The sequence below is a fragment of the Sinorhizobium sp. genome (assembly GCF_059070375.1).
In genome coordinates this window covers 1,261,657-1,284,035 of sequence record NZ_JCACWC010000003.1, presented here as the reverse complement: position 1 = coordinate 1,284,035, position 22,379 = coordinate 1,261,657, and the positions used below count along the sequence as shown (strand labels likewise).

The window sequence follows — 22,379 nt, the reverse complement described above, 5'->3', positions numbered from 1 at the left end:
AAGCCGCGCGTTCGTGGAACGCGCGGCCTGTGATGAGGAATGCGGCTTCTCTGCTTATTGCGGCAGGGCGTCTGCGTCGATGGGACCGGCAGATTGCTCGATCCCCGTCGTCGTTTGCAGCGCGAGTTCGGCCGCACCGTCGCGCTGGTAGATATCGTCGCGGAACTGGACGACACGGTCTTTTGCCGACCAGGCGGTTATATAGGTGAAGTAGACCGGGACCTCTTCGGCAAGCTTGATCGGCGTGTTGACGCCGGACTTGATCGTCGCCTCGATCTGCTGACGCGCCCAGCCGGGCGTTTCCTTGAGCAGCCAGGTGGAGAGGTCGCGCACGTTCTGGACGCGCACGCAGCCGGACGATTCGAAGCGCATCAGCTTGTTGAACAGGCCCTGCTGCGGCGTGTCGTGCATGTAGACGGCGTGCTCGTTGTGGAAGTTGATCTTCGTCGAGGACATAGCGTTGATCTTGCCGGGGTCCTGGCGGAACATCAGGTTCGGCGCCTTCTCGGCCTGCCAGTCGATGGTTTCCGGCGACACTTCGTTGCCGTTGCCGTCGAGAAGGCGGATCGCGTTGCGCTCGAGATAGGTCGGATCCTTGCGCATCAGCGGCATGATATCCTTCTGGATGATCGAGCGCGGCGCCGTCCAGTAGGGGTTGAGGATGACCTCATAGATCTTTGAATTGAGGATCGGCGACTGGCGGTCGATCTTGCCGACGATGGCCGTATGGCGCAACGCGACGCGGCCGTTCTCCACTGCTTCGATATAGGCCGCAGGGATGTTGACCATGACGTAGCGCCGTCCGAGGTCGCCGGACATCGACTGGAGCCGTACGAGGTTTGTTTCGAGCTGGGCGAGCCGGGTCGAGGCGTCGACGTTCATGGCCTTGAGGGAATATTCGCCGATCACGCCGTCGGCCGGAAGGCCGTGGCGCGCCTGGAAGCGCTTGACCGCGCCGTCGACGTAGGAGTCGAAGGAAGAGGAAATGCCGGCAGACTGCGGCAGATCGCCGGAGATCATCAGGCGCTGACGCAACTGCTGGACGGAAGGATCGGTAACGCCGATTTCGAGCCTTTGGGTGCTCGCAGGCGTGACCATCGGCCAGCCTCCGGCGGATGCGATCTGCTGATAATCGAAGATCGCCTGCTGCAAATGTGCGATCGTTTCAGGGCCGAAGACCGGCGTGTTGGAGAGGACCGCAGTAGCCGTGCGCGAAGCCTTCGCATCGAACTGGTCGTCCCAGGAGCCGCGGCGCGGCGAATTGATGATTTCGTTCAGCGCATCCTGGGCGCCGGCGGGGCCTGCCCATGCGGCGGCACCGAAGGTTGCGGCCGAGCGCAGAAATGCGCGGCGCGAGAAAGCATCAATTCCGTTCTTTTTCGACATAGTCCCACCGTCTCAATGCGCCAGAAGCGCGCTGCCCGAGCCCTAAAGCGCATTACGCGATGCGCTTTACGTCTTTGCATTCATGCAAGTCGCGTCCCAAAACCGATCTGCGCTTCTGGGCGACATGCATTAGCACGGCTATGGTTAACAAAGGTAAACCCGCGTGCCACCCGGCCCTCAAATCGCTTCACGTTCCCGCGAACAAGAGCCGCCCCGGCAGGCGAGCCGCGCAACCGACTTCCGTCACATGGACGCAATTGCGCATCTGCCGCACCCAAGCGTCGCTGTCACAGCAATATGGCCAATTCGTGTCTCCGCGCCGTCGGCGGGGCGTGGCGCTGCAACTCCATGGCGCAAAAGGCAGCAAAGGTCGGACACGCAGGGATTGCGCCCGACCCTTGAGACTGGAGGGGTATGCCCGATTAAAGGCGATAGAGGATTTGATCGTTCCAGAAGCGGTCGAGACGCTGCAGGAGCTTATTCATCTGGGTGAACTCGTCGCTGCCGATCCCGCCGACCTTCTGGATCGAACCGATGTGGCGCTCATAAAGCTTGGCGACGGTTTCGGCGATCTCCTGCCCGTCTTCCGTGAGGCTGATGCGAACCGAACGGCGGTCGACACGCGAGCGTTGGTGGTTGATCAGGCCGAGATCGACGAGTTTCTTGACGTTGTAGGAAACGTTCGAGCCCAGATAGTAACCGCGGGAGCGAAGTTCGCCGGCGGTCAGTTCGGAGTTGCCGATGTTGAACAGGAGCAGAGCCTGGACGGCATTGACGTCGCTGCGTCCCTGACGGTCGAACTCGTCCTTGATGACGTCGAGCAGGCGGCGATGCAGGCGCTCGACGAGGTGGAGGGATTCCATGTAGAGACCACGGATGGTTTCTTCCTGCGGGTCTCTGGGCGCAACAACCTGCGGCTTCATCTTGGTGTTCATTTTCGTGCCTCACTGTTTCGTTTGGCGGTGTCTCTTTGTCTTCCCGCCTTGAGTGAGACCCTATCGAATACGTATAAAATTCTACTTAAACCGCAGCCTTAACATGAACTTACCGCCGACCGAGCCTGTCTCAGGGTGAATCAACCCTTACCTTCCGCACCTGGCGCAGCCGCTGATAGAGCAGCGCGGCGCGGAAAAGCACGAAAGTGACGGCGACGGATCCGTGGAGCACGATCAGCAACGGACGGTGGCCGAGGATGCCGGGATAGAACTTGTCCATGGCGATCTCCGTCGCGGCGGCAACCACCCAGACGACCGGCCCCCAGGAGACCAGAAGCCAGAGCCCAATGGCGGCAACCGGGTAGACGACTGCAAGGGCCGTGGCGGCCGCGCGCCACTCCGGCGACAGAAGATCGAAACGGCCGGCGCCGCTATGGGAAAATCCGATCAGCATGGCCCAATAGCTCAATGCGAACCAGAAGCAGGACGCACCGACCAGGCGCAGGAACCAGGCGAAGAGCACCTCGGTGAGCGACGGTTTCGGCACGTGAACAGAATCATGAAGCATGGCCGGCAAGATAGGCCGGGCGTCTGCGAACCACCAGCGCGAAGGACGGGAATGCGCCGCGATGTACTCGACGGGCGGAAGAAATGCCGCAGGCGAATGGCTGGCTATGCGGGTTTTCAACCCCTGAAGGCGCGTGATAAACCGCCTTCACGCACGATCAGGAAAGAGGGACGCGGCGCGATGAACGACAGGACAAATCTTGTGGACAGGATCACCGGACACCGCCGCATGCGCCGCAACCGCAAGGCGGATTGGACGCGCCGGCTGGTCCGGGAGAACCGACTGACGGTGGACGACCTGATCTGGCCGATCTTCGTCGTGCCCGGCAGCGGCATCGCCGAGCCGATCGCTGCGATGCCGGGCGTCAACCGCATGAGCGTCGACAAGGCAGTCGAAGCGGCGAAGGAGGCGGCCGGCCTCGGCATCCCGGCTATCGCCACCTTCCCCAATATCGAAATGGCGCTTCGCGACGAGACCGGGTCCGACAGCCTCAACGCCGACAATCTGATCAATCAGGCGACGCGGGCGATCAAAAAGGCCGTACCCGACATCGGGATCATCACCGATGTCGCGCTCGATCCGTTCACCAGCCACGGGCACGACGGCATCCTGCGGGGCGGCGAGATCGTCAACGACGAGACGGTGGAGGCGATCGCCAGGGCGGCGGTCATTCAGGCCGACGCCGGCTCCGACATCATCGCGCCCTCCGACATGATGGACGGGCGGATCGGCGCGATCCGCGAGGCGCTCGACGCTGCCGGCCACCAGAATGTCGGGATCATGTCCTATGCGACGAAATTCGCCTCCGCCTTCTATGGCCCTTATCGAGAGGCGATCGGCACGGGCGGTCTGCTCAAGGGCGACAAGAAGACCTATTACATCGATCCGTCGAACGGCACGGAGGCGATCCGCGATGCGGCACTCGATGTGGAGGAAGGCGCGGACATGCTGATGGTGAAGCCCGGCCTGCCCTATCTCGATATCTGTTGGCGGATGAAGGAAGCCTTCGGCCTGCCCGTCTTCGCCTATCAGGTTTCCGGCGAATACGCGCAGATCAAGGCTGCCGCCGCCAATGGCTGGATCGACGGGGAGCGGGTGATGCTTGAGACGCTGCTCGCCTTCAAGCGTGCCGGTTGCGACGGTATCCTCAGCTACTTTGCCGTCGACGTAGCTCGCATTCTTGCGAAACGCTGACGCCGGCGTCAGACCGGCCAGTGCATTGTTTTACCGCATTCGCTCCCCATATCTTGGGTGGATAGCAATTTTGGGGCACGCGCATGAGCATGCATAATGAAGAACTGAGGCTTCCGAGCGAGGACTGGCGCGCCTACCAGGGCGTATTGTCACGCAGGATATTCGCCTTCATCATCGATTACCTGATCGTCGCGCTGCTGTGGATACCGGCGGCCGTCGTGGTCTTCTTCCTCGGCATATTGACGCTCGGCCTCGGCTTTCTCCTCTACCCGGTCCTCTTCGCTTTGGTGGCGATGCTCTATTTCGGACTGACCGTCGGCGGCCGCGAGCAGGCATCACCCGGTATGAGGATCATGGGCGTGGCGATCGCCCGGACGGATGGTCGGCCAATGGATTTCCTGACGGCAATCGTCCATCTGGCGATATTCTGGATCGCCAATGCGCTGTTGACGCCGCTCATCCTGCTGATCGGCCTCTTCACCGACCGTGGCCGGCTGTTGCACGACCTGCTGATCGGCACCGTGGCCGTTCGGCGCGACATGTACTGACGGGACCGTTACGCCGAACGAGTGTGTTGACGTTTTCCATTCTTCGGCCATGCTATTACGATGAGCAACCGCACGAAGAGTGATCCGCCCGCTCGATGAACACGCAGACCGCACCGTCTCCTCAGTTCTACCTGACCGCACCGGCAGCCTGTCCCTATCTGCCGAACCAGATGGAACGGAAGGTATTCACGCATATGGTGGGAGAGCGGGCGCCGGAGCTCAACGACCTGCTGACGCAGGGCGGCTTCCGCCGCTCGCAGAACATCGCTTACCGCCCCGCCTGCGAGACCTGCCGGGCGTGCATTTCCGTGCGCATACTCGCCAACGAATTCGCGCCGACGCGATCCATGCGCCGCGTGCTTGCTGCCAATGGCGACATCGTCTCCGCGGAATATCCGGCCGAGCCATCGAGCGAGCAGTACAATCTCTTCCGGCGCTATCTCGACTGTCGCCATCAGAAAGGCGGCATGTCCGACATGTCGGTGCTCGACTATGCGATGATGGTCGAGGATACCCATGTGCACACGAAGATCATCGAGTACCGGTTGCGGGTCGAAGGCGACGGCATCAACGACAAGGCGCGAGGCCCCCTGATCGCCACGGCGCTCACAGACCGGATGAGCGACGGTCTCTCCATGGTCTATTCCTTCTTCGATCCGGCTCTCTCCGAGCGTTCCCTCGGCACCTATATGATTCTGGATCATATCCGCCGGGCGAAAGAACGCGGTCTGCCGCATGTCTATCTCGGCTATTGGGTCAAGGGATCGCGTAAAATGGGGTATAAGACAAAGTTTTTGCCGCAAGAGCACCTTATGGCCCGCGGCTGGGAGCGCTATTCTGGCGAGCACGATTCCACCAAACCCGCCACGGATTGAAAATTGACCCCATCCACTGACGCCGCCCGGCACCGGCGCGGCCTTGCCATCACCGGCCTCGGCGGCCTTGCGCTCTCCTTCGACATTCCGCTGATCCGGTCGGCAGATGGCGAGGTCTGGTCGATCCTTGCCGTGCGCAGCCTTTCGACCTTCCTCGCCGCGCTCGCCACATGGGTGGTGATCAACCGCCTGCTCGGCCGCCGTGTCGCCCTGATCCCGGGAAAGGCCGGCCTGATCGCCGGTCTCTTCTACGGCATCAACTCCTTCACTTTCCTGCTCGCCGTATTCAATACGTCGACCGCCAACGTCGTTTTCATCCTGGCGTTCACTTCGATGTTCGCGGCAATCCTCTCCTGGATATTTCTTGGGGAGCGCCCCTCCAACGCCACCTTCCTGACGATGGCGGTCATGCTCGTCGGCGTCGGTGTGATCGTCAGCGACGGACTCGAAAGCGGGCATCTCTTCGGCGACGCGATGGCGGCATCCTCGGCCTTCCTGCTCGCAAGCGCGATCACGATCAGCCGCGCCAGCGGCCGCGACATGTCGCTCGTGCCGCTGACGACGGCGGTCTTCCCGGCGATCGCCGGCTTCATGCTTTTGCCGTCCGGCGGCCTCGCGATCGCCGAACCCGCATACATCCTCTTCAACGGACTGGTGATGATCCCGCTTGCCTTCTTCTGTCTGGCGACGGGGCCGCGCTACCTTTCCGCGCCGGAAGTCGGCATGTTCTACCTGCTGGAGACCATTCTGGCGCCGATCTGGGTATGGGTCGTCTTTGCGGAGACGCCGACGAACCGAACGCTCCTCGGCGGCACGATCCTCATTCTCGCTTTGCTCGGCCATTCGTTTTGGCAGATGCGGATCAAGGCGGCCAGGGCGCGCATCGCCTGCGTGGAAATTGCGGGATAGGATAGCGCCTCATCCGCCTGCCGGAGGAGGCGCGCTTGCACCGAGCATGCGAAGCGACGACTTTACGTCGCTGTTCGGCTCCTATCGCTGTTCGGGCGACCCTTCATCCCTGGAGGATTCCTGCATCTGCGACTGCATCGCCCAGAGCTCGCGATTGGTGTCGATCCACTCCGCGGCAATCTCGAGCGGCGCAGGATCGGCCTTGACGAGTTCTTTCCCGCCATTCCACCGCCGGGCAACCAACCCGGCTGTCTCCAGAACCGCCAGATGCCCTGAAAGGACGTCCTCCCCGATGCCGATGGCCGCAGCGATACTCGCCGCAGGCGTCTCGCCGGCAAACAGGACTTCGAATATGCGGCGGCGCATCGGATCGGCCAGCGCCAGCAATGTATCGTCAAGAGCCGAGGTCATCGCGTTCATCTCGCCGCCGCATGGTTGCTCGAATTGGAGCCGATCTAGGGGACATGCAGGAGATCAAGGAATTGCAGCGACATTCGGGATAGCGAGGACACCGGCCCGGGGCTATCCACCAACATTGATCCACGAACGCTCCGCCCTTGCAAGCCCGGTGTTATCGATCTAGCCGCTGAATTTGCCGCTCCGTGGGAAGCCCTTCGGGACGACCCTCCCGGCGCCGGCGCGATCACCCATCCACTCGATCAATTCGTCCCTGGTCTTGGTGAAGACACGGCCGGCGCTGTCTTCCCAGCTAAGCCCTTCGGCGATTGCGAAAGAACGGATATCGGAAACGCCGCCATCCTTGTAGCGCTGGAGACGCACGCCCTTGCCGCGTGCCATCTCGGGAACCTGGACCAGCGGGAAGACGAGCATCTTGCGGTTCTCGCCGACGACGGCGAGATGATCACCCTTGACCGGAACGACGAGCTTGGCCTCGTCGGGCATGGTGACGTTCATCACCTGCTTGCCCTTGCGCGTGTTGGCCACGATATCGCTCTCGGTGACGACGAAGCCATTGCCGGCCGTGGAAGAGACGATGAGCTTGCGTGCCGGATCGTGCACGAAGGCCGTCAGCACGTCCTGGTCGTTCTCCATATCGACCATGATGCGCAAGGGTTCTCCGTGGCCCCGCCCGCCGGGCAGCTTGTCGCCGCCAAGCGTGTAGGCCTTCCCGCCCGTCGTGAAGATGAGAATCTTGTCCGTCGTCTGCGCGGGAAACGAAACCTTCAGGCCATCGCCATCCTTGAACTGGAGCGAAGACGTATCGGCGATGTGCCCCTTCAAGGCCCGGATCCAGCCTTTCTCCGAGATGACGACGGTGATCGGCTCTTTTTCGATCATCGCCTGCTGAATGGCTTCGACATCCGCGTCGGGCGCGTCGGCGAAGGTGCTGCGGCGCTTGCCGAGTTCGGTCGCCTTGGCGAATTTCTTCTTGACCTCGCCGATCTCCCAGGCGACCGCCTGCCACTGCTTTTCACCAGAGGCGAGCAACGCCTCGATTTCCGCCTTCTCTTTCGACAGCGCGTCGAATTCGGTGCGGATTTCGAATTCTTCGAGCTTGCGCAACGAGCGCAGCCGCATGTTGAGGATCGCTTCGGCCTGGACATCGGTGAGCCCGAAGCGCTCGATCATCACGGCCTTCGGCTCATCCTCCTCGCGGATGATGCGGATGACCTCGTCGATGTTGAGATAAGCGATGAGATAGCCGCCGAGAATCTCGAGCCGGCGATCGATTGCGGCGAGCCGGTGGCGCGAGCGCCGCTGCAGGACCTCCCGGCGGTGCGCCAGCCATTCGCTGAGCACCTCGTTGAGTGCCATGACGCGCGGTACGCGGCCCATCGACAGCACATTCATGTTCAGCGGAATGCGGCTCTCGAGTTCGGTAAGTTTGAAGAGCGATTCCATCAGGATATTGGCATCGACCGAGCGGCTCTTCGGCACCAGCACGACGCGGACGTCCTCTGCCGATTCGTCTCTGATGTCCTCGAGAAGCGGCAGTTTGCGTGCGATGAGCAGTTCGGCGATCTTTTCGATCAGGCGGGACTTCTGGACCTGATAGGGAATTTCGGTGACGACGATCTGGAAGCCGCCGCGCCCAAGATCCTCTACCGCCCAGCGTGCCCGGACCCGAAAACCGCCGCGGCCGGTCCGATAGGACTCGGCCATGCTGGCGCGGCTCTCGACGATCACGCCCCCGGTCGGGAAATCCGGCCCTTCGATGCCGCCGCGCTGCGGATTGGCCGGATCGAACAGCAGATCCTCCACCGTCGCATCCGGATGCTTGATGAGATGGAGCGCCGCGTCGCAGAGTTCATGCGCATTGTGCGGCGGGATGGAGGTCGCCATGCCGACGGCGATACCGGACGCGCCATTGGCGAGCAGATTCGGGAAGGCACCGGGAAGCACGGTCGGCTCCTGGTCCTCCTCGTTGTAGGTCGGGCGGAAATCGACCGCGTCCTGGTCGATTCCCTCCAGAAGGAGGGCTGCGACCTCGGTCATTTTCGCTTCGGTGTAACGGTAGGCGGCAGCGTTATCGCCGTCGATATTGCCGAAGTTGCCCTGGCCGTCGACGACCGGATAGCGCTGGGAGAAGTCCTGCGCCAGGCGCACCAGCGCATCGTAGACCGACTGGTCGCCATGCGGGTGGAACTTACCGATGACGTCGCCGACGATGCGGGCGCATTTCTTGAACGAGGAATTGGGCCGCAGGCCCATCTCGCTCATGGCATGAATGATCCGGCGATGGACCGGCTTCAGGCCGTCGCGAACGTCCGGCAGCGCGCGGTGCATGATGGTCGACAGCGCATAGGCGAGATAACGCTCTTCCAGCGCCGCCTTCAGGTCAACCGGCTGAATGTTGTCGTCCCCGCCAGACGGCGGCAAAAGGCTTTGTCCCATATGTCCTTGCTACCTCAACAGGCGCGGGACGGCAAGAATTCCGGGCTATGCCACTGTGGAGAACGTCACCGGCGGGTGATCCCTGCCCCGCCCCCGCACGAGTTTGCACTTGGCGGCAGAACGGCGCTTGCGTATCGTCCCGGCATGATCGACGCAATCAGAACAATTTCACAAGGAACTCCGATGATGCATACGCGCAAAGTCCGCCTGATGCTGGCCAGCGCCGCCCTCCTTACCCTCGCCGGACCGGCCATGGCCCTGGACGGCGCGGACATGATGCAAAAGCTCAATGCGGCGACGTCACCCAACGGCACTTCGGTGACCTACGACAAGGCGGAGGTCGACGGCGACGTGGTGACGGTCACCGGCATGAAGCTGCAGGTGGTGGCAAAGCCCGGCACGTCCATCGACATAGGCGAGGTGACGTTCGAAGGCGTCGAGGAAAAGGACGGCGGCTACTATGCCGAAACCGTCTCCTTCCCGGATATCGCTGTCAGTGACAAGAATTCAAGCTTCTCGGTCAAGGACATCTCTATCGGCGGCCTGTCCATTCCGGGCAACGCGGCCGGTACCACGATCGATGACATCCTGCTTTACGAAACAGCCGGCACCGGCCCTATGACCGTAAACGTCGAAGGCAAGAACGTCTTCACCGCCGAAAGCACGGAAACCAATCTGACGCGGCAGGAAAACGATGCGGGCTTCGACTTCGACGCGACGCTTGCCGGAATCAAGGCGGATCTGTCGCAAATCGAGGATGCCAAGACCAAGGAGGCGGTCGAGAAGCTTGGGCTGACGACGCTCGATGGCGGAGTCACGATGAAGGGCAGTTGGGAATTGGAAACCGGCAACCTTGCCCTCGACGAATACGCGCTGGACTTCAAGAATGTCGGCCGGCTGAATATCGCCATGGACTTGTCCGGCTATACGCTGCAATTCATGAAGTCGTTGCAGGAGGCAGCCCAAGCGGCTGAGGCCAACCCGAACAAGAAGGAAGCCGATCAGGCGATGGCACTGGCGATGCTCGGCCTGATGCAGCAGCTTACCTTCAATAGCGCCTCGATCCGCTTCGACGATGCATCGATCACGAAAAAGGCGCTCGACTACGCCGGCAGCCAGCAGGGCGTCACCGGCGAACAGCTGGCGCAATCGCTGAAGGGGCTCGTGCCGATCATGATGGCGCAGCTCAATATCCCGGAGCTGCAGAACCAGGTCTCCAGCGCCGTCAGCGCCTTTCTCGACAATCCGAAGAGCCTGACGATCAGCGCGGAGCCGGAAAAGCCCGTGCCGTTCCCGATGATCATGGGTGCTGCAATGGGGGCTCCCAACACCGTCCCGTCCGTGCTCGGGGTCAAGGTGACGGCAAACGACTGATGGCGCTTATGGCGCGGCCACATGCTGACCCCCGGCGGCCTTGTCGCCGGGGTTTTTTTCATCCGCCCGATCGATGATATGATGCATGCTTGATGCTCGCACGCGATCGCCTATCTATTTTTTGCGTGCCGACAGTTCGCATTCCCGACCGACCAAGCGGAAGGAGGACGCCATGGGACTGAAGCATTCGGATATCACCGCCATCCTCGGCCCTGTCGACGAAACGCTGATGGCTGAACTTCTCGCGACGGGCGCGACCGCGAGTGAACTTGCCGAAGCAATAGCATGGGTCAACAACGACGAGGCGCTGATCGGCGAAGGCCGCCACCTTCCGGCCGGCCGCGTTGCGGCGCTGATCGATATCCTGACGCCCGCCGACGACGAGGAGTGAATGCTATCGGCAGCGGCGGGGAGCACGGCATGCCCTGCTCCCCGCCGACACGCGGCGCTCCAGGAGGAGCGTGCCGGCGGGACGCGAAAGAAGCACGAAGACATTCGGGAATTCCGTTTGGAGGGAGGCATAAATGGCTGCCAAGGAAGTCAAATTCACCAGCGATGCCCGCGATCGGATGCTGCGCGGGGTCGACATCATGGCCAACGCGGTGCGCGTGACTCTGGGACCGAAGGGACGGAACGTCGTCATTGACAGGTCCTTCGGTGCACCGCGGATCACCAAGGACGGGGTTTCGGTCGCCAAGGAAATCGAGCTCGAGGACAAGTTCGAGAACATGGGCGCGCAGATGCTGCGCGAAGTGGCGTCGCGCACCAGCGACATCGCCGGTGACGGCACCACCACGGCCACCGTACTCGCGCAGGCTATCGTCAGGGAGGGCGCCAAGGCCGTCGCATCGGGAATGAACCCGATGGATCTGAAGCGCGGCATCGATCTTGCCGTCGAGGCGATCGTCAAGGAACTCAGGAACAATGCCCGCAAGGTCTCCAAAAATGCCGAAATCGCCCAGGTGGCGACGATTTCGGCCAATGGCGATGCCGAGATCGGCCGTTACCTGGCCGAAGCGATGGAAAAGGTCGGCAATGAGGGCGTGATCACCGTCGAGGAGGCCAAGACCGCCGAGATCGAACTCGAAGTCGTCGAGGGAATGGAATTCGATCGGGGATATCTGTCCCCCTATTTCATCACCAATCAGGAAAAGATGAGGGTGGAGCTGGAAGACGCCTATATCCTGCTTCACGAGAAGAAGCTCTCCAACCTGCAGGCGATGATCCCGATCCTCGAATCCGTCGTCCAATCCGGCAAGCCGCTCCTGATCATTGCCGAAGATGTCGAGGGAGAGGCGCTCGCCACCCTGGTCGTCAACAAGCTTCGCGGCGGCCTGAAGATCGCTGCGGTCAAGGCCCCGGGCTTCGGCGACCGTCGCAAGTCCATGCTGGAAGATATCGCGATCCTGACCGGCAGCACCGTGATTTCCGAGGAACTCGGGATCAAGCTCGAAAACGCCACGATGGATACCCTCGGCCGTGCGAAACGCATCATGGTGGAGAAGGAGACGACGACGATCGTCGACGGCGCCGGATCGAAGGAGGACATCGGCGGCCGCGTCGCACAGATCAAGGCGCAGATCGAGGACACGACTTCGGACTATGATCGGGAGAAGCTGCAGGAGCGGCTTGCCAAGCTCGCGGGCGGCGTCGCCGTCATCCGCGTCGGCGGCTCGACCGAAGTGGAGGTCAAGGAGAAGAAGGACCGGGTCGACGATGCGCTGCATGCAACGCGCGCGGCGGTCGAGGAAGGCATTCTGCCCGGCGGCGGCGTGGCGCTGTTGCGGGTCGTGAGTGCGCTCAACGGTCTTGCGACCGCCAATGACGACCAGCGCGTGGGCATCGAGATCGTCCGCCGCGCGATCGAGGCACCCGTGCGTCAGATCGCCGAGAACGCCGGCGCCGAGGGATCGATTATCGTCGGGAAGCTGCGCGAGAAACAGGATTTCGCCTTTGGCTGGAACGCACAGACCGGAGAATTCGGCGATCTCTTCCAAATGGGCGTGATCGATCCGGCGAAGGTCGTGCGCGCCGCGCTTCAGGACGCTGCCTCCATCGCCGGTCTCCTCGTGACGACGGAAGCGATGATCGCCGAGAAACCGCAGAAGGACGGGCAGCCGCAGATGCCGCCTGGCGGCGGAATGGACTTCTGAGAAGCGTCCGCGGGCGGCGCAGGCGGCGAGCGCCAGCAACGTATGCCGGAGGCGGAGCGCCCCGCGAGACGCCTTCGCCTACCTGCGAGGCCGACGAGGGGCGAAGTTCCGTTTGATATGCGCGTTCACGCCGGTTCTGTATCGATGCCCGCCTCGGCCAGATCCTTGAAGCCGCCGATGTTGTAGACGGCCGAGTATCCCATGTCCTGCAGGGTCTTGCCCGCAAGAGCGGAACGGCCGCCGGAGGCACAATGCAGAAGGATGGTCTTGTCCTTCTGAAAGAGCGGATTGTGGTACTGGCTTTCCGGATCTGCCCGAAACTCCAGCATGCCCCGCGAGACGTTTACCGCCCCCTTGATCCTGCCGGTTTGCTGGACTTCTGTCGGATCACGGACGTCCACGATCAACACATCACCGGCGCGCATCTTCTCGGCCGCCTCGGCGGGAGACAATTTCGGGACTGCACCGTTTGCTTCCGCGAGCAGATCCTTGACGGTCTTGATCATTGTTCCCCTCCAACCGATGGTTTGCACGGAAAGGAAACGCCTCGAAACATCCGCTGTCAAGGCGAGCGTCACGGAGCGCGTTCGGGGACACACTCCTCCCGCGCTTCGCAACAAGAACCGGATCAAAAAAAACCCGGCGAGATCATCGCCGGGTTCGTTCGGTGTCGAAGAAGATCAATCCTTCTTCTGCGGGATCGGTCGGATCGAGAGTTCCCTGAGTTGTGCAGGCGTCGCCTGAGAAGGCGCGCCCATCAGCAGATCCTGGGCCTGCTGGTTCATGGGGAACAGCGAAATCTCGCGCAGGTTCTTGGCGCCGACGAGCAGCATGACGATGCGGTCGATGCCGAAGGCCATGCCGCCATGCGGCGGGGCACCGTACTGGAACGCACGGTAGAGACCGCCGAACCGCTCTTCGACGTCGGCCTGGCTCAGGCCCACATTCTCGAAAGCCTTGACCATCAGTTCCGGCGACTGGTTACGGATCGAGCCCGAGGCGATCTCGAAGCCGTTGCAGACCATGTCGTACTGGAACGCCTTGATCGACAGGAGATCGTCGCTCGAAAGCGCGGTCAGACCGCCCTGCGGCATCGAGAAGGGGTTGTGGGCGAAGTCGACACGCTTTTCCTCCTCGTTCCATTCATAGAACGGGAAGTCCACGATCCAGCACAGCTCGTAGCGATCGCGGTCGACGAGGTTCAGTTCCTCGCCGGCCCTGGTGCGAGCCTCGCCGGCGAATTTGTAGAACTTCGCCGGCTCGCCGGCCACGAAGAAGCAGGCGTCGCCATCTTCGAGGCCGAGCTGCGTGCGGATCGCGTCGGTTCGTTCCTCGCCGATATTCTTGGCCAGCGGACCGGCGCCTTCGAGCTTCTCGCCCTCCTTGCGCCAGAAGATGTAGCCGAGACCCGGCTGACCCTGGCTCTGGGCCCAGGCGTTCATACGATCGCAGAATGCGCGGGAGCCGCCGGTCTTGGCGGGAATGGCCCAGATCTCCACCTTCGGATTGGAAGCGATCATGTTGGCGAAGACCTTGAAGCCGGATCCGGCGAAATGCTGCGTGACTTCCTGCATCTCGATGGGGTTGCGCAGATCCGGCTTGTCGGAACCGTATTTGCGGATCGCCGTGTCGTAGGGAATGCGCGGGAACTTGTCGGTCACCGGCTTGCCGCCGGCGAAGTCCGAGAAGATCGCCCGGATCATCGGCTCCATGGCGTCCCAGACGTCTTCCTGCTCGACGAAGCTCATTTCGAGGTCGAGCTGGTAGAACTCCCCGGGCAGCCGGTCGGCGCGCGGATCCTCGTCGCGGAAACAGGGCGCGATCTGAAAGTAACGGTCGAAGCCGGCGACCATCAGAAGCTGCTTGTACTGCTGCGGCGCCTGCGGCAGCGCATAGAAGTTGCCAGGGTGGATGCGGCTCGGCACCAGGAAGTCACGCGCACCTTCCGGCGAAGAGGCCGTCAGGATCGGCGTCGTATATTCGGTGAAGCCGATGTCGCCCATCCGCCGGCGCATGGCGGCGATGATCTCGGTGCGCCTGACGATGTTCTTGTGCAGCGTCTCGCGGCGGAGATCCAGGAAGCGGTATTTCAGGCGCACGTCTTCCGGATAGTCCGGCTCGCCGAAAACCGGCAGCGGCAGTTCCTTGGCGGCCGAGAGAACCTCGATCTCGCGGGCATAGAGTTCGACCTCGCCGGTGGGCATGTTCTTGTTGACCGTATCGTCGGTGCGCGCCTTGACCGCACCATCGACGCGAATGACCCATTCGCCGCGCACGGTCTCGGCGGTCTTGAAGGCCGGCAAATCCGGATCGGCGACGACCTGGGTCATGCCATAATGGTCGCGCAGGTCGATGAAGAGCACACCGCCGTGATCGCGGACGCGGTGAACCCAGCCGGAAAGGCGAACGGTGGAGCCGACATCCGACTTGCGGAGGGCGGCACAGGTGTGGCTGCGGTAACGGTGCATCGTATAGTCCCGGAATTGCTTAAAGGCCGCGCAGCTCGCAGAACGGCGCAGGGCGGCAGGTCAAAGTTGGGCGGAAAAGCGCATGATGCGCCGGTTTTGTCAAGGCCGCGGCGCGCCGGCGGCAGGAGCGCTGGCCTGGTCGTACAAGTTGCCCGCGTCGACCACTGCCGCAAGGGGTAGTGCGCAAATTTGGACACGAGTGGTCACAAATTGCTACTGTTCCCGCGCGTCAGCCACGGTTAAACAGGGGCAAGGGTCGCGTATCGCGCGAGTCGCGGCCGCAATCGGATCCCTTCTGTTCCATGTCCCAGATTCGCCCGCTCATCCCGCTGCTCGTCACCGCAGGCATTCTGATCGGCGGCAACGGGTTGCAGGGCACGTTCATCTCCTTGAGAGCGCTCGAAGAAGGCTTCTCGACCTCGCTGATCGGCGTAATCGGCGCCGGCTACAATGTCGGCTTTGCAATCGGCTGCGTCTACGTCACCCGCATTCTGAGGGCGATCGGCCATATCCGCACCTTTTCGGCGATGGCAGCCATCGCCTCCGCCGCTGCGATCGCCATGGTGCTGGTCATCGATCCGTGGTTCTGGTTCCTGATGCGGCTCGTCGCCGGCATCTGCTTCGCGAGCCTCTTCGCTACGGTCGAGAGCTGGTTGAATGCCAGCGTCACCAACGGCAACCGCGCGCGCACCCTATCGATCTATCGCCTCGTCGATCTCGGCTCGGTGACGGCTGCACAATATGCAATTCCCGGCATCGGAATCGGCGGCTTCGAGCTTTTCGCCATCATCTCGATGGCGCTGACGCTTTCGCTCGTGCCGATCTCCTTTGCCGACCGGTCGAGCCCGGTTGCACCGGAAGCGATACGCTTCGACGTGAAGGCGCTCTGGAACATCTCGCCGCTGGCCACCATCGGCTGCATTGTCGTCGGCCTCACCAATGCCGCGTTCCGCTCGCTCGGCCCCATCTATGCGCAGGAGATCGGCCTTTCGGTGACGGCGATCGCGACCTTCATGAGCGCCGGCATCATCGGCGGCGTCGTGCTTCAATATCCGCTGGGATATTACTCCGACCGGATCGACCGCAGGCTGATCATCCTGATCGCCACCTTCGGCTCCCTTCTCGCGGGGCTCTTCCTCGCCTTCGTCGCCGGGAACGACGAGTGGTTGAACTTCGCCGGCATCTTCGCCTTCGGCGCATTCGCGATGCCGCTCTTCTCGCTCTGCTCCGCGCATGCCAACGACCATGCGGCCGAAGGCCAGCATGCGCTGGTTTCCGCCGGGATGCTCTTCTTCTGGTCGCTCGGAGCCATCATCGGGCCGCTCCTCGCATCCTTCCTGCTCGAGATCTTCGAACCGCCGGTGCTCTTCATGTATACGGCAGCAATCCTGGCGCTCTTCATGGCCTATACGATCAGGCGCATGACTGCGCGCAAACCCGTTCCAGCCGAGGAAAGGTCGATGCCGTTTCGCAGCCTTCTGCGCACATCGTCCTTCTTCAACAAGCTTGCGGGCGGCCAGACGCGGAAAGAGCCTTGATCCAACAGGGTGGCAACGAGGCGTGGGCTGCCGAATTGCTGAAAGTGAAAATCAGGTTTAATAACGGGCCGGATCATTTTTCGGAGGCCGATCGGCTTTGCCCCTTCTTCCGGAACAGACAAGCAAGATACAGATGCTCAATCGCCGAATGTTTCTCCAGGGTTCAGCCGCACTTGGCGGCGCCTTCGTGCTCGGCGCCGGCCTTGCCGCGCGGGCGGGCGCAGCGCCCGATCCGCAGATCCTGACGGCGCGGTTCACCGAGGCACAGATAGCGGCCGGCGGCATCACGCCCCGGGTCATGACCTATGATCCCCGGGTCATCCTGCATGATCCCCGGGTCATCCTGCATGATCCCGGCAACCCGGCAAGCGCCGCCATGCCGCCCGTCTTGAGGATGCGCAAGGGCGAACCCTTCGCGGCGAGACTGGTCAACCGTCTCGACGAACCGACGACCGTTCATTGGCATGGCCTGAGGATCGCCAATGCGATGGACGGCGTGCCGGAAATGACGCAGCCCTATGTCTATCCCGGCGACGGATTCGACTATCTCTTCACACCGCCCGACGCCGGCACCTTCTGGTACCACCCGCACTGCAATACGCTGATGCAGATGGGGAGCGGCCTGACCGGCGTGATCGTCGTCGAGAACCCGGAGGATCCGATCTTCGATTCCGAGATCGTTCTCAACCTTAGGGACTGGCGGCTCGGCGCCAGCGGCGAGTTCATCGCCCCTTTCAAACCGCGGGATGCGGCGCGCGGCGGAACCTATGGAACGGTGAGAACCGCGAACTGGCAGCGCGAGCCGGTCTACGACGTTCCCGCCGGCGGGCTCGTCCGCGTGAGGATCGCCGCAACCGACGTCACGCGCATCTACACGATCGGGCTCGAAGGCGCTGAGGCCCGGGTGATCGCGCTCGACGGCAACCCGGTCGAAATCCCCTTCGCGCTCGACCGGCTCGACCTCGGCCCCGGCCAGCGCGCCGACCTTGCGCTTCGCATGCCGCAAAGCGAGGGCCAACGGGCAAGGCTTGGCAATTTTCGCGGCTCCAGCCCCTGGACGATCGCAGCCTTCCGGGCAGTCGGCACTTCGCTGAAGCGGGACCTCCGGGATGTCGCACCCCTGCCCCTGAACCCCATTGCCGAAGCCGACATTTCCACCGCCAGGCGCATCCCGATCGAACTCACTGCAACGGCCGAGCACGAGCCGGCCCCCTCGATCTGCGGCTCGCTCGGCTATACTTTCTGGGCGATCAACAAGGTACCTTGGCCCGGTGACACGCCCGATCCGGTCGCCCCGATCGATGAACTCAAATTCGGGAAAAGCTATGTCCTGGAGATCGCCAACCGCACGCCGCATGCCCATCCGATCCATCTGCATGGGCTGAGCTTCCGCGTTCTCGCTTCGAACAAGCGGAGCCTGTTGCCGCCGCCGACCGACACGATCCTGCTCTTGCCGGACGAACAGGCGCAGCTCGCACTGGTCGCGGACAATCCCGGCGACTGGGTGTTCCATTGCCATATCATCGAACATCAAAAGACCGGGATGTCGGCTTATTTCCGGGTCGCCTGACAATTTCCATTGTGACAGGTGCCGTGAAACGGTACACGGGGAAACTCAAAGCCGCATTTTTGCCACAGTGATTAAAGCCCGATGATTCAAACGACAGCAGATCTTGAGGCCGCCTGCCAAGAGCTGGCCCGTTCAAGCTATATTACGATCGATACGGAGTTCCTGCGCGAAACCACGTTCTGGCCGGTGCTGTGCCTCATCCAGATGGCAAGCCCGGATATGGCAGTGATCGTCGATCCAATGGCACCCGGAATCGACCTCGCCCCGTTCTTCGCGCTCATGAGCAACCCGGATGTCGTGAAGGTGTTCCACGCCGCCAGGCAGGACATCGAGATCATCCATCATCTCGGAAACCTCATTCCTCATCCGATCTTCGATACGCAGGTGGCTGCGATGGTTTGCGGCTTCGGTGACAGCGTTTCCTATGATCAACTCGTCAACCGCATCAAGAACGAGCAGATCGACAAGTCGTCTCGTTTCACCGATTGGAGCCGCAGACCGCTCACCGACAAGCAGCTCGACTATGCGCTGGCGGACGTGACGCATCTGAGGGATATCTACCAGTACCTCACCAAGGAACTGGATCGCGAGGGACGCTCCTCCTGGCTTGCGGAGGAAATGGCGATCCTCGAAAGCCGGGAAACCTACGACCTCCACCCCGACAATGCCTGGCAGCGGCTGAAGATGCGGGTGAAGAAGCCCATCGAGCTCGCCGTCCTGCAGAAGGTGGCGGCGTGGCGCGAACGCGAGGCGCGGGCCCGCAACGTGCCGCGCGGGCGAATTATCAAGGATGATGCGATCTATGAGATCGCGCAGCAGCAGCCGAAGGATGCCGAGGCGCTCGGACGCCTCAGGACCATTCCCAAGGGCTGGGAACGCTCGAGCGCGGGGACGGCCCTCATCGAGGCCGTCGGCGAAGCCTTAGCGATCCCGAGGGGCGAGCTGCCTCGTCTGCCGCGCCAGAACCACGCACCCGAAGGCGCTGCGGCAGCGAGCGAGCTGCTCAAGGTGCTGCTGAAACTCATCTCCGAAAAGGAGGGAGTCGCGGCCAAGATCATCGCCAACAGCGACGATCTCGACAGGATCGCAGCAGAGGGCGAAGACGCCGACGTCGCCGCCCTCAAAGGCTGGCGGCGTGAGCTCTTCGGCATGACGGCGCTGAAACTCATCAATGGCGAGGTGGCATTGCGCTTTGTCGACAAAAAGGTCGAGGCGGTGGAAATCGGCGGTTGAAAACCGCCGCTCGACGACAATTTTCCGCCCGAATCTGAGCTTAGCCGAGTCGTTTCGACGGCTGCTCGCCGCAAAACGGCGCCGATCAGCCGTTTCTACATGCCGAGCGGGACCGCCCGGCCCCGCATGCTTCAACTGCATGTGTCCTTTGAGGACAAAACATGTAGCAATTCCACTTGCTCCAGCGACCTTTGCGTGCCTGATAACACGTGCGGCGCTGTATATTCTCGTTTTCGAGGCTGTCACATGCGCTGGAGATTTTCCACGCTCGAGATCATCCTGTTGCTGCTCGTCGTCGCCGGCAGCGGCATGGCCTATGCGTGGGTCGTCTACGGCGGCGGCGGTCTGATCGGCGCAACCTATGCGCTTTTCATGTGCATGCCGATTCTCGCCTTTGAACGGCACATCATCTTCCGGCGCCTTTACCGGAGGATCCACGGATCGCCGACGCCGGCGTTTCTTCTCTCGTCCCTCGCCGTCTACTTCATATTCGTCAACGTCGGATATGCAGCCGCCGGGCTGCTTTTGCACGTCGCCGGCGTCATGCGTGAAAGCAGGACGGACGCGATGCTGCCATCGCTCAACGTGCTGGTGTACGCACTTGCGACCTCCGGTCCGATCATCTTCGTGCTCAGGGTGCGCGAATTGCTCGGCCGCGATATTTTCCTGAGCCTCCTGACTGGGCGATACCGCAAGCCGGTGCAGGAGGAACGCGTGTTTCTTTTCATCGATCTCGCCGGATCGACATCGCTTGCCGAGCGCTTCGGTGACCTGCGCATGCAGGAATATTTGGGAAAGCTGTTTGCAGCCATGGCTGATCCCGTGCTGCGCTATGGCGGATCCATCGACGACTATGTCGGCGACGCTGCCGTGATCACCTGGCCTTACGATCGCGCTGTCGCGGATGCAGCCTGCATCCGCTGCGTGTTCGACATTCTGGAGCAGATCGAAGCGGACGCCCGTCGCTGGCGAAAAGACTACGGCGAGGTGCCGCGCCTGCGTGCCGCTCTGCATGGCGGCACGATCGTTGCCGCGGAGATCGGCGTCGACAAACACAAGATCACCTATTTCGGCGACACCGTGAACACGACGGCACGCCTGGAGGGCCTGTGCCGAACGCTCGACCGTCAGGTCTTGATCTCAGCCGATCTGCTGCGGCGCTTGCGCCCGCCCGTCTTCGTGCGCGCCGAGGATCTCGGCGAGCATGAGGTCAAAGGTCGTGGCCAGAAGCTCGCGGTTCTGTCGCTCACGGCCGGTCCGCTCAGCGGCGACGGCGCCCTGGACCCAGACGGGAAGCCCGTTAGCAGTCCGTCCGTCGGGGCATTCACCTCGCTGTAAGACAAACTTCAAACAGCTGTCATCGAAGCCGCCTATCGGGTTCACCTGCACTCCAACCCGAGGTGAACTTATGACGAAACCCATCCTTGCCGCCATGGCGTTAACCCTTCTGGCGTCGAGCGCCGCGCTTGCCGAGGAAAAGGCCTTTCCTGCAACGCTCGAGGCGCACGCGATCCTTCCCGCAAACACCATTATCGCCGCGCCGGCGGATGCCGCGGAGTACCTCGAGACCTCGGGCAAGTTCTCGACTGCCGACCGCAAGCGCGCCGCCGAACTGGGCAGCGTCGCGGGCAAGGATGGCGTTCGCCCGACCGGTCTGTCGCTTCCCTTCAACGGCCAGCCGATGCAGGGCTTCTCCGGCATCAAGGCGATGGAGGACGGCACTTTCTGGAGCCTTTCGGACAACGGCTTCGGCAACAAGCTCAACTCGACCGACGCAATGCTGATGCTCCACCACCTCAAGATCGACTGGGACGCCGGCAAGGTCGAGGCGTTGAAGACCCTGTTCCTGTCCGACCCAGAGCGCAAGGCGCCCTTCCCCATCGTCATGGAAGGCTCGGCCACCCGCTACCTCACGGGCGGCGACTTCGACGTCGAATCGATCCAGCCGGTGGCCGACGGCTTCTGGGTCGGTGAGGAATTCGGACCCTACATCCTGAAGTTCGACCTTGACGGCAAGCTCACCGATGTCATCGCGACCGTTGTCGACGGCAAGCCCGTGCTCTCGCCGGACAATCCGGCACTGACGCTGCAGGGAAATCCCTCCAAGAAGGCACCGGACTTCAACCTGAAGCGCTCCGGCGGTTACGAAGGACTGGCACTTTCGAAGGACGGCGCGAAGCTCTACGGACTGCTCGAAGGCCCGATCTGGGCGGACAGCGAATCGGTGGAAGAGGCGGAGGGCCGGCCGGCGCTGCGGATCGTCGAGCTTGACGCCGGCAGCAAGGCCTGGACCGGGCGCAGCTGGCTGTATCCACTCGCCGAAGGCGGCGAAGCGATCGGCGACTTCAACATGCTCGACGAGAAGACCGCGCTCGTGATCGAGCGCGACAACGGCGCCGGCACCGTCGACAAGGCCTGCGCGGATCCCAAGAACCCGCAGCCGGATTGCTTCGCCGTCGGATCGAAGCTGAAGCGTGTCTACAAGATCGCCATGAGCGACGAAAACGTCGGCAAGGCCGTGCGCAAGATCGGCTATGTCGACCTGCTGAAAATCGCCGATCCGGACAACCGCAAGCGCCAGGGCGGCGGCGAGGGCTATTACGACATGCCCTTCGTCACCATCGAGAATGTCGATCGCGTGGACGAAACGCATATCATCGTCGGCAACGACAACAACCTGCCATTCTCCGCCGGGCGTTCGCTCGACAGGGCGGACGACAATGAATTCGTGCTGCTCGAAGTCGGCGAATTCCTGAAGGCCGAATAAGTGCC

The 22,379-nt window shown here is 62.3% G+C and carries 19 protein-coding genes; 12 read left to right on the top strand and 7 right to left on the bottom strand.

All coding sequences use genetic code 11. The features are described from left to right. Positions 1 to 54: 54 nt before the first annotated feature. The 3 genes from AC5J09_RS18145 to AC5J09_RS18135 form a co-directional block, all read right to left on the bottom strand. Positions 55 to 1,386 carry a L,D-transpeptidase family protein gene (locus tag AC5J09_RS18145; protein WP_494298155.1) on the bottom strand — a complete coding sequence of 444 codons (1,332 nt, stop codon included), beginning with the start codon at positions 1,384 to 1,386 and terminating at the stop codon, positions 55 to 57. A 422-nt stretch (positions 1,387 to 1,808) separates the two neighbouring features. Then, positions 1,809 to 2,321 carry a transcriptional regulator LdtR gene (gene ldtR, locus AC5J09_RS18140; RefSeq protein WP_018094721.1) on the bottom strand — a complete coding sequence of 171 codons (513 nt, stop codon included), beginning with the start codon at positions 2,319 to 2,321 and terminating at the stop codon, positions 1,809 to 1,811. 130 nt (positions 2,322 to 2,451) lie between these two features. Further along, entirely contained in the window at positions 2,452 to 2,889 is a 438-nt protein-coding gene (locus AC5J09_RS18135) for a DUF6163 family protein (RefSeq protein WP_033047253.1), read from the bottom strand. Positions 2,890 to 3,069: 180 nt separating this feature from the next. Between AC5J09_RS18135 and hemB the strand changes: the two genes are divergently transcribed. The 4 genes from hemB (at position 3,070) to AC5J09_RS18115 (ending at position 6,415) form a co-directional block, all read left to right on the top strand. Continuing rightward, the gene (gene hemB, locus AC5J09_RS18130) at positions 3,070 to 4,083 is read left to right on the top strand and encodes a porphobilinogen synthase (protein ID WP_324763203.1); all 1,014 of its coding nucleotides are present in this window, start codon (positions 3,070 to 3,072) and stop codon (positions 4,081 to 4,083) included. An 83-nt stretch (positions 4,084 to 4,166) separates the two neighbouring features. Further along, positions 4,167 to 4,631: an RDD family protein gene (locus tag AC5J09_RS18125; RefSeq protein ID WP_003529322.1), complete on the top strand. Its 465-nt coding sequence runs from the start codon at positions 4,167 to 4,169 to the stop codon at positions 4,629 to 4,631. Between the two features lie 95 nt (positions 4,632 to 4,726). After that, positions 4,727 to 5,506 carry an arginyltransferase gene (locus AC5J09_RS18120; RefSeq protein WP_100672152.1) on the top strand — a complete coding sequence of 260 codons (780 nt, stop codon included), beginning with the start codon at positions 4,727 to 4,729 and terminating at the stop codon, positions 5,504 to 5,506. Between the two features lie 3 nt (positions 5,507 to 5,509). After that, a complete protein-coding gene (locus tag AC5J09_RS18115; RefSeq protein WP_494298154.1) occupies positions 5,510 to 6,415 on the top strand; it encodes a DMT family transporter in 906 nt (301 codons plus the stop codon). An 81-nt stretch (positions 6,416 to 6,496) separates the two neighbouring features. Here the strand turns inward: AC5J09_RS18115 and AC5J09_RS18110 are convergent, their stop codons facing one another. Together AC5J09_RS18110 and parC are read right to left on the bottom strand one after the other, a co-directional pair. Next, entirely contained in the window at positions 6,497 to 6,835 is a 339-nt protein-coding gene (locus AC5J09_RS18110) for an ArsR/SmtB family transcription factor (protein WP_100672150.1), read from the bottom strand. Between the two features lie 159 nt (positions 6,836 to 6,994). Further along, positions 6,995 to 9,271, bottom strand: a complete 2,277-nt coding sequence (gene parC / locus AC5J09_RS18105; RefSeq protein ID WP_494298153.1) for a DNA topoisomerase IV subunit A — start codon at positions 9,269 to 9,271, stop codon at positions 6,995 to 6,997. A 183-nt stretch (positions 9,272 to 9,454) separates the two neighbouring features. Here parC and AC5J09_RS18100 point away from each other — a divergent pair, with 183 nt between their 5' ends. The 3 genes from AC5J09_RS18100 to groL all read left to right on the top strand — a co-directional run bounded on the left by AC5J09_RS18100 (position 9,455) and on the right by groL (position 12,798). Then, positions 9,455 to 10,645 (top strand): aq_1923 C-terminal domain, encoded by a 1,191-nt coding sequence (locus AC5J09_RS18100; protein WP_494298152.1) that lies wholly within the window; start codon positions 9,455 to 9,457, stop codon positions 10,643 to 10,645. A gap of 172 nt (positions 10,646 to 10,817) precedes the next feature. Further along, on the top strand, positions 10,818 to 11,036 hold the full coding sequence (locus AC5J09_RS18095) for a hypothetical protein (RefSeq protein ID WP_100672147.1): 219 nt from the start codon (positions 10,818 to 10,820) through the stop codon (positions 11,034 to 11,036). A 133-nt stretch (positions 11,037 to 11,169) separates the two neighbouring features. Next, positions 11,170 to 12,798 carry a chaperonin GroEL gene (gene groL / locus AC5J09_RS18090; RefSeq protein WP_494298151.1) on the top strand — a complete coding sequence of 543 codons (1,629 nt, stop codon included), beginning with the start codon at positions 11,170 to 11,172 and terminating at the stop codon, positions 12,796 to 12,798. Between the two features lie 125 nt (positions 12,799 to 12,923). Here the strand turns inward: groL and AC5J09_RS18085 are convergent, their stop codons facing one another. Together AC5J09_RS18085 and aspS are read right to left on the bottom strand one after the other, a co-directional pair. After that, the gene (locus tag AC5J09_RS18085) at positions 12,924 to 13,304 is read right to left on the bottom strand and encodes a rhodanese-like domain-containing protein (RefSeq protein WP_494298150.1); all 381 of its coding nucleotides are present in this window, start codon (positions 13,302 to 13,304) and stop codon (positions 12,924 to 12,926) included. A gap of 174 nt (positions 13,305 to 13,478) precedes the next feature. Then, positions 13,479 to 15,266 (bottom strand): aspartate--tRNA ligase, encoded by a 1,788-nt coding sequence (gene aspS / locus AC5J09_RS18080; protein WP_494298149.1) that lies wholly within the window; start codon positions 15,264 to 15,266, stop codon positions 13,479 to 13,481. 302 nt (positions 15,267 to 15,568) lie between these two features. Between aspS and AC5J09_RS18075 the strand changes: the two genes are divergently transcribed. From AC5J09_RS18075 to AC5J09_RS18055, 5 genes are all read left to right on the top strand, one after another. Next, positions 15,569 to 16,804 (top strand): MFS transporter, encoded by a 1,236-nt coding sequence (locus AC5J09_RS18075; RefSeq protein ID WP_100672143.1) that lies wholly within the window; start codon positions 15,569 to 15,571, stop codon positions 16,802 to 16,804. Positions 16,805 to 16,937: 133 nt separating this feature from the next. After that, the gene (locus AC5J09_RS18070) at positions 16,938 to 18,374 is read left to right on the top strand and encodes a multicopper oxidase family protein (protein WP_494298148.1); all 1,437 of its coding nucleotides are present in this window, start codon (positions 16,938 to 16,940) and stop codon (positions 18,372 to 18,374) included. A gap of 81 nt (positions 18,375 to 18,455) precedes the next feature. Continuing rightward, positions 18,456 to 19,607: a ribonuclease D gene (gene rnd, locus AC5J09_RS18065; protein WP_494298147.1), complete on the top strand. Its 1,152-nt coding sequence runs from the start codon at positions 18,456 to 18,458 to the stop codon at positions 19,605 to 19,607. Positions 19,608 to 19,853: 246 nt separating this feature from the next. Next, positions 19,854 to 20,945, top strand: coding sequence for an adenylate cyclase Cya2 (gene cya2, locus AC5J09_RS18060; RefSeq protein WP_379942464.1), 1,092 nt, complete (start codon positions 19,854 to 19,856; stop codon positions 20,943 to 20,945). A 70-nt stretch (positions 20,946 to 21,015) separates the two neighbouring features. Next, positions 21,016 to 22,374, top strand: coding sequence for an esterase-like activity of phytase family protein (locus AC5J09_RS18055; RefSeq protein WP_494298146.1), 1,359 nt, complete (start codon positions 21,016 to 21,018; stop codon positions 22,372 to 22,374). Positions 22,375 to 22,379: the final 5 nt, after the last annotated feature.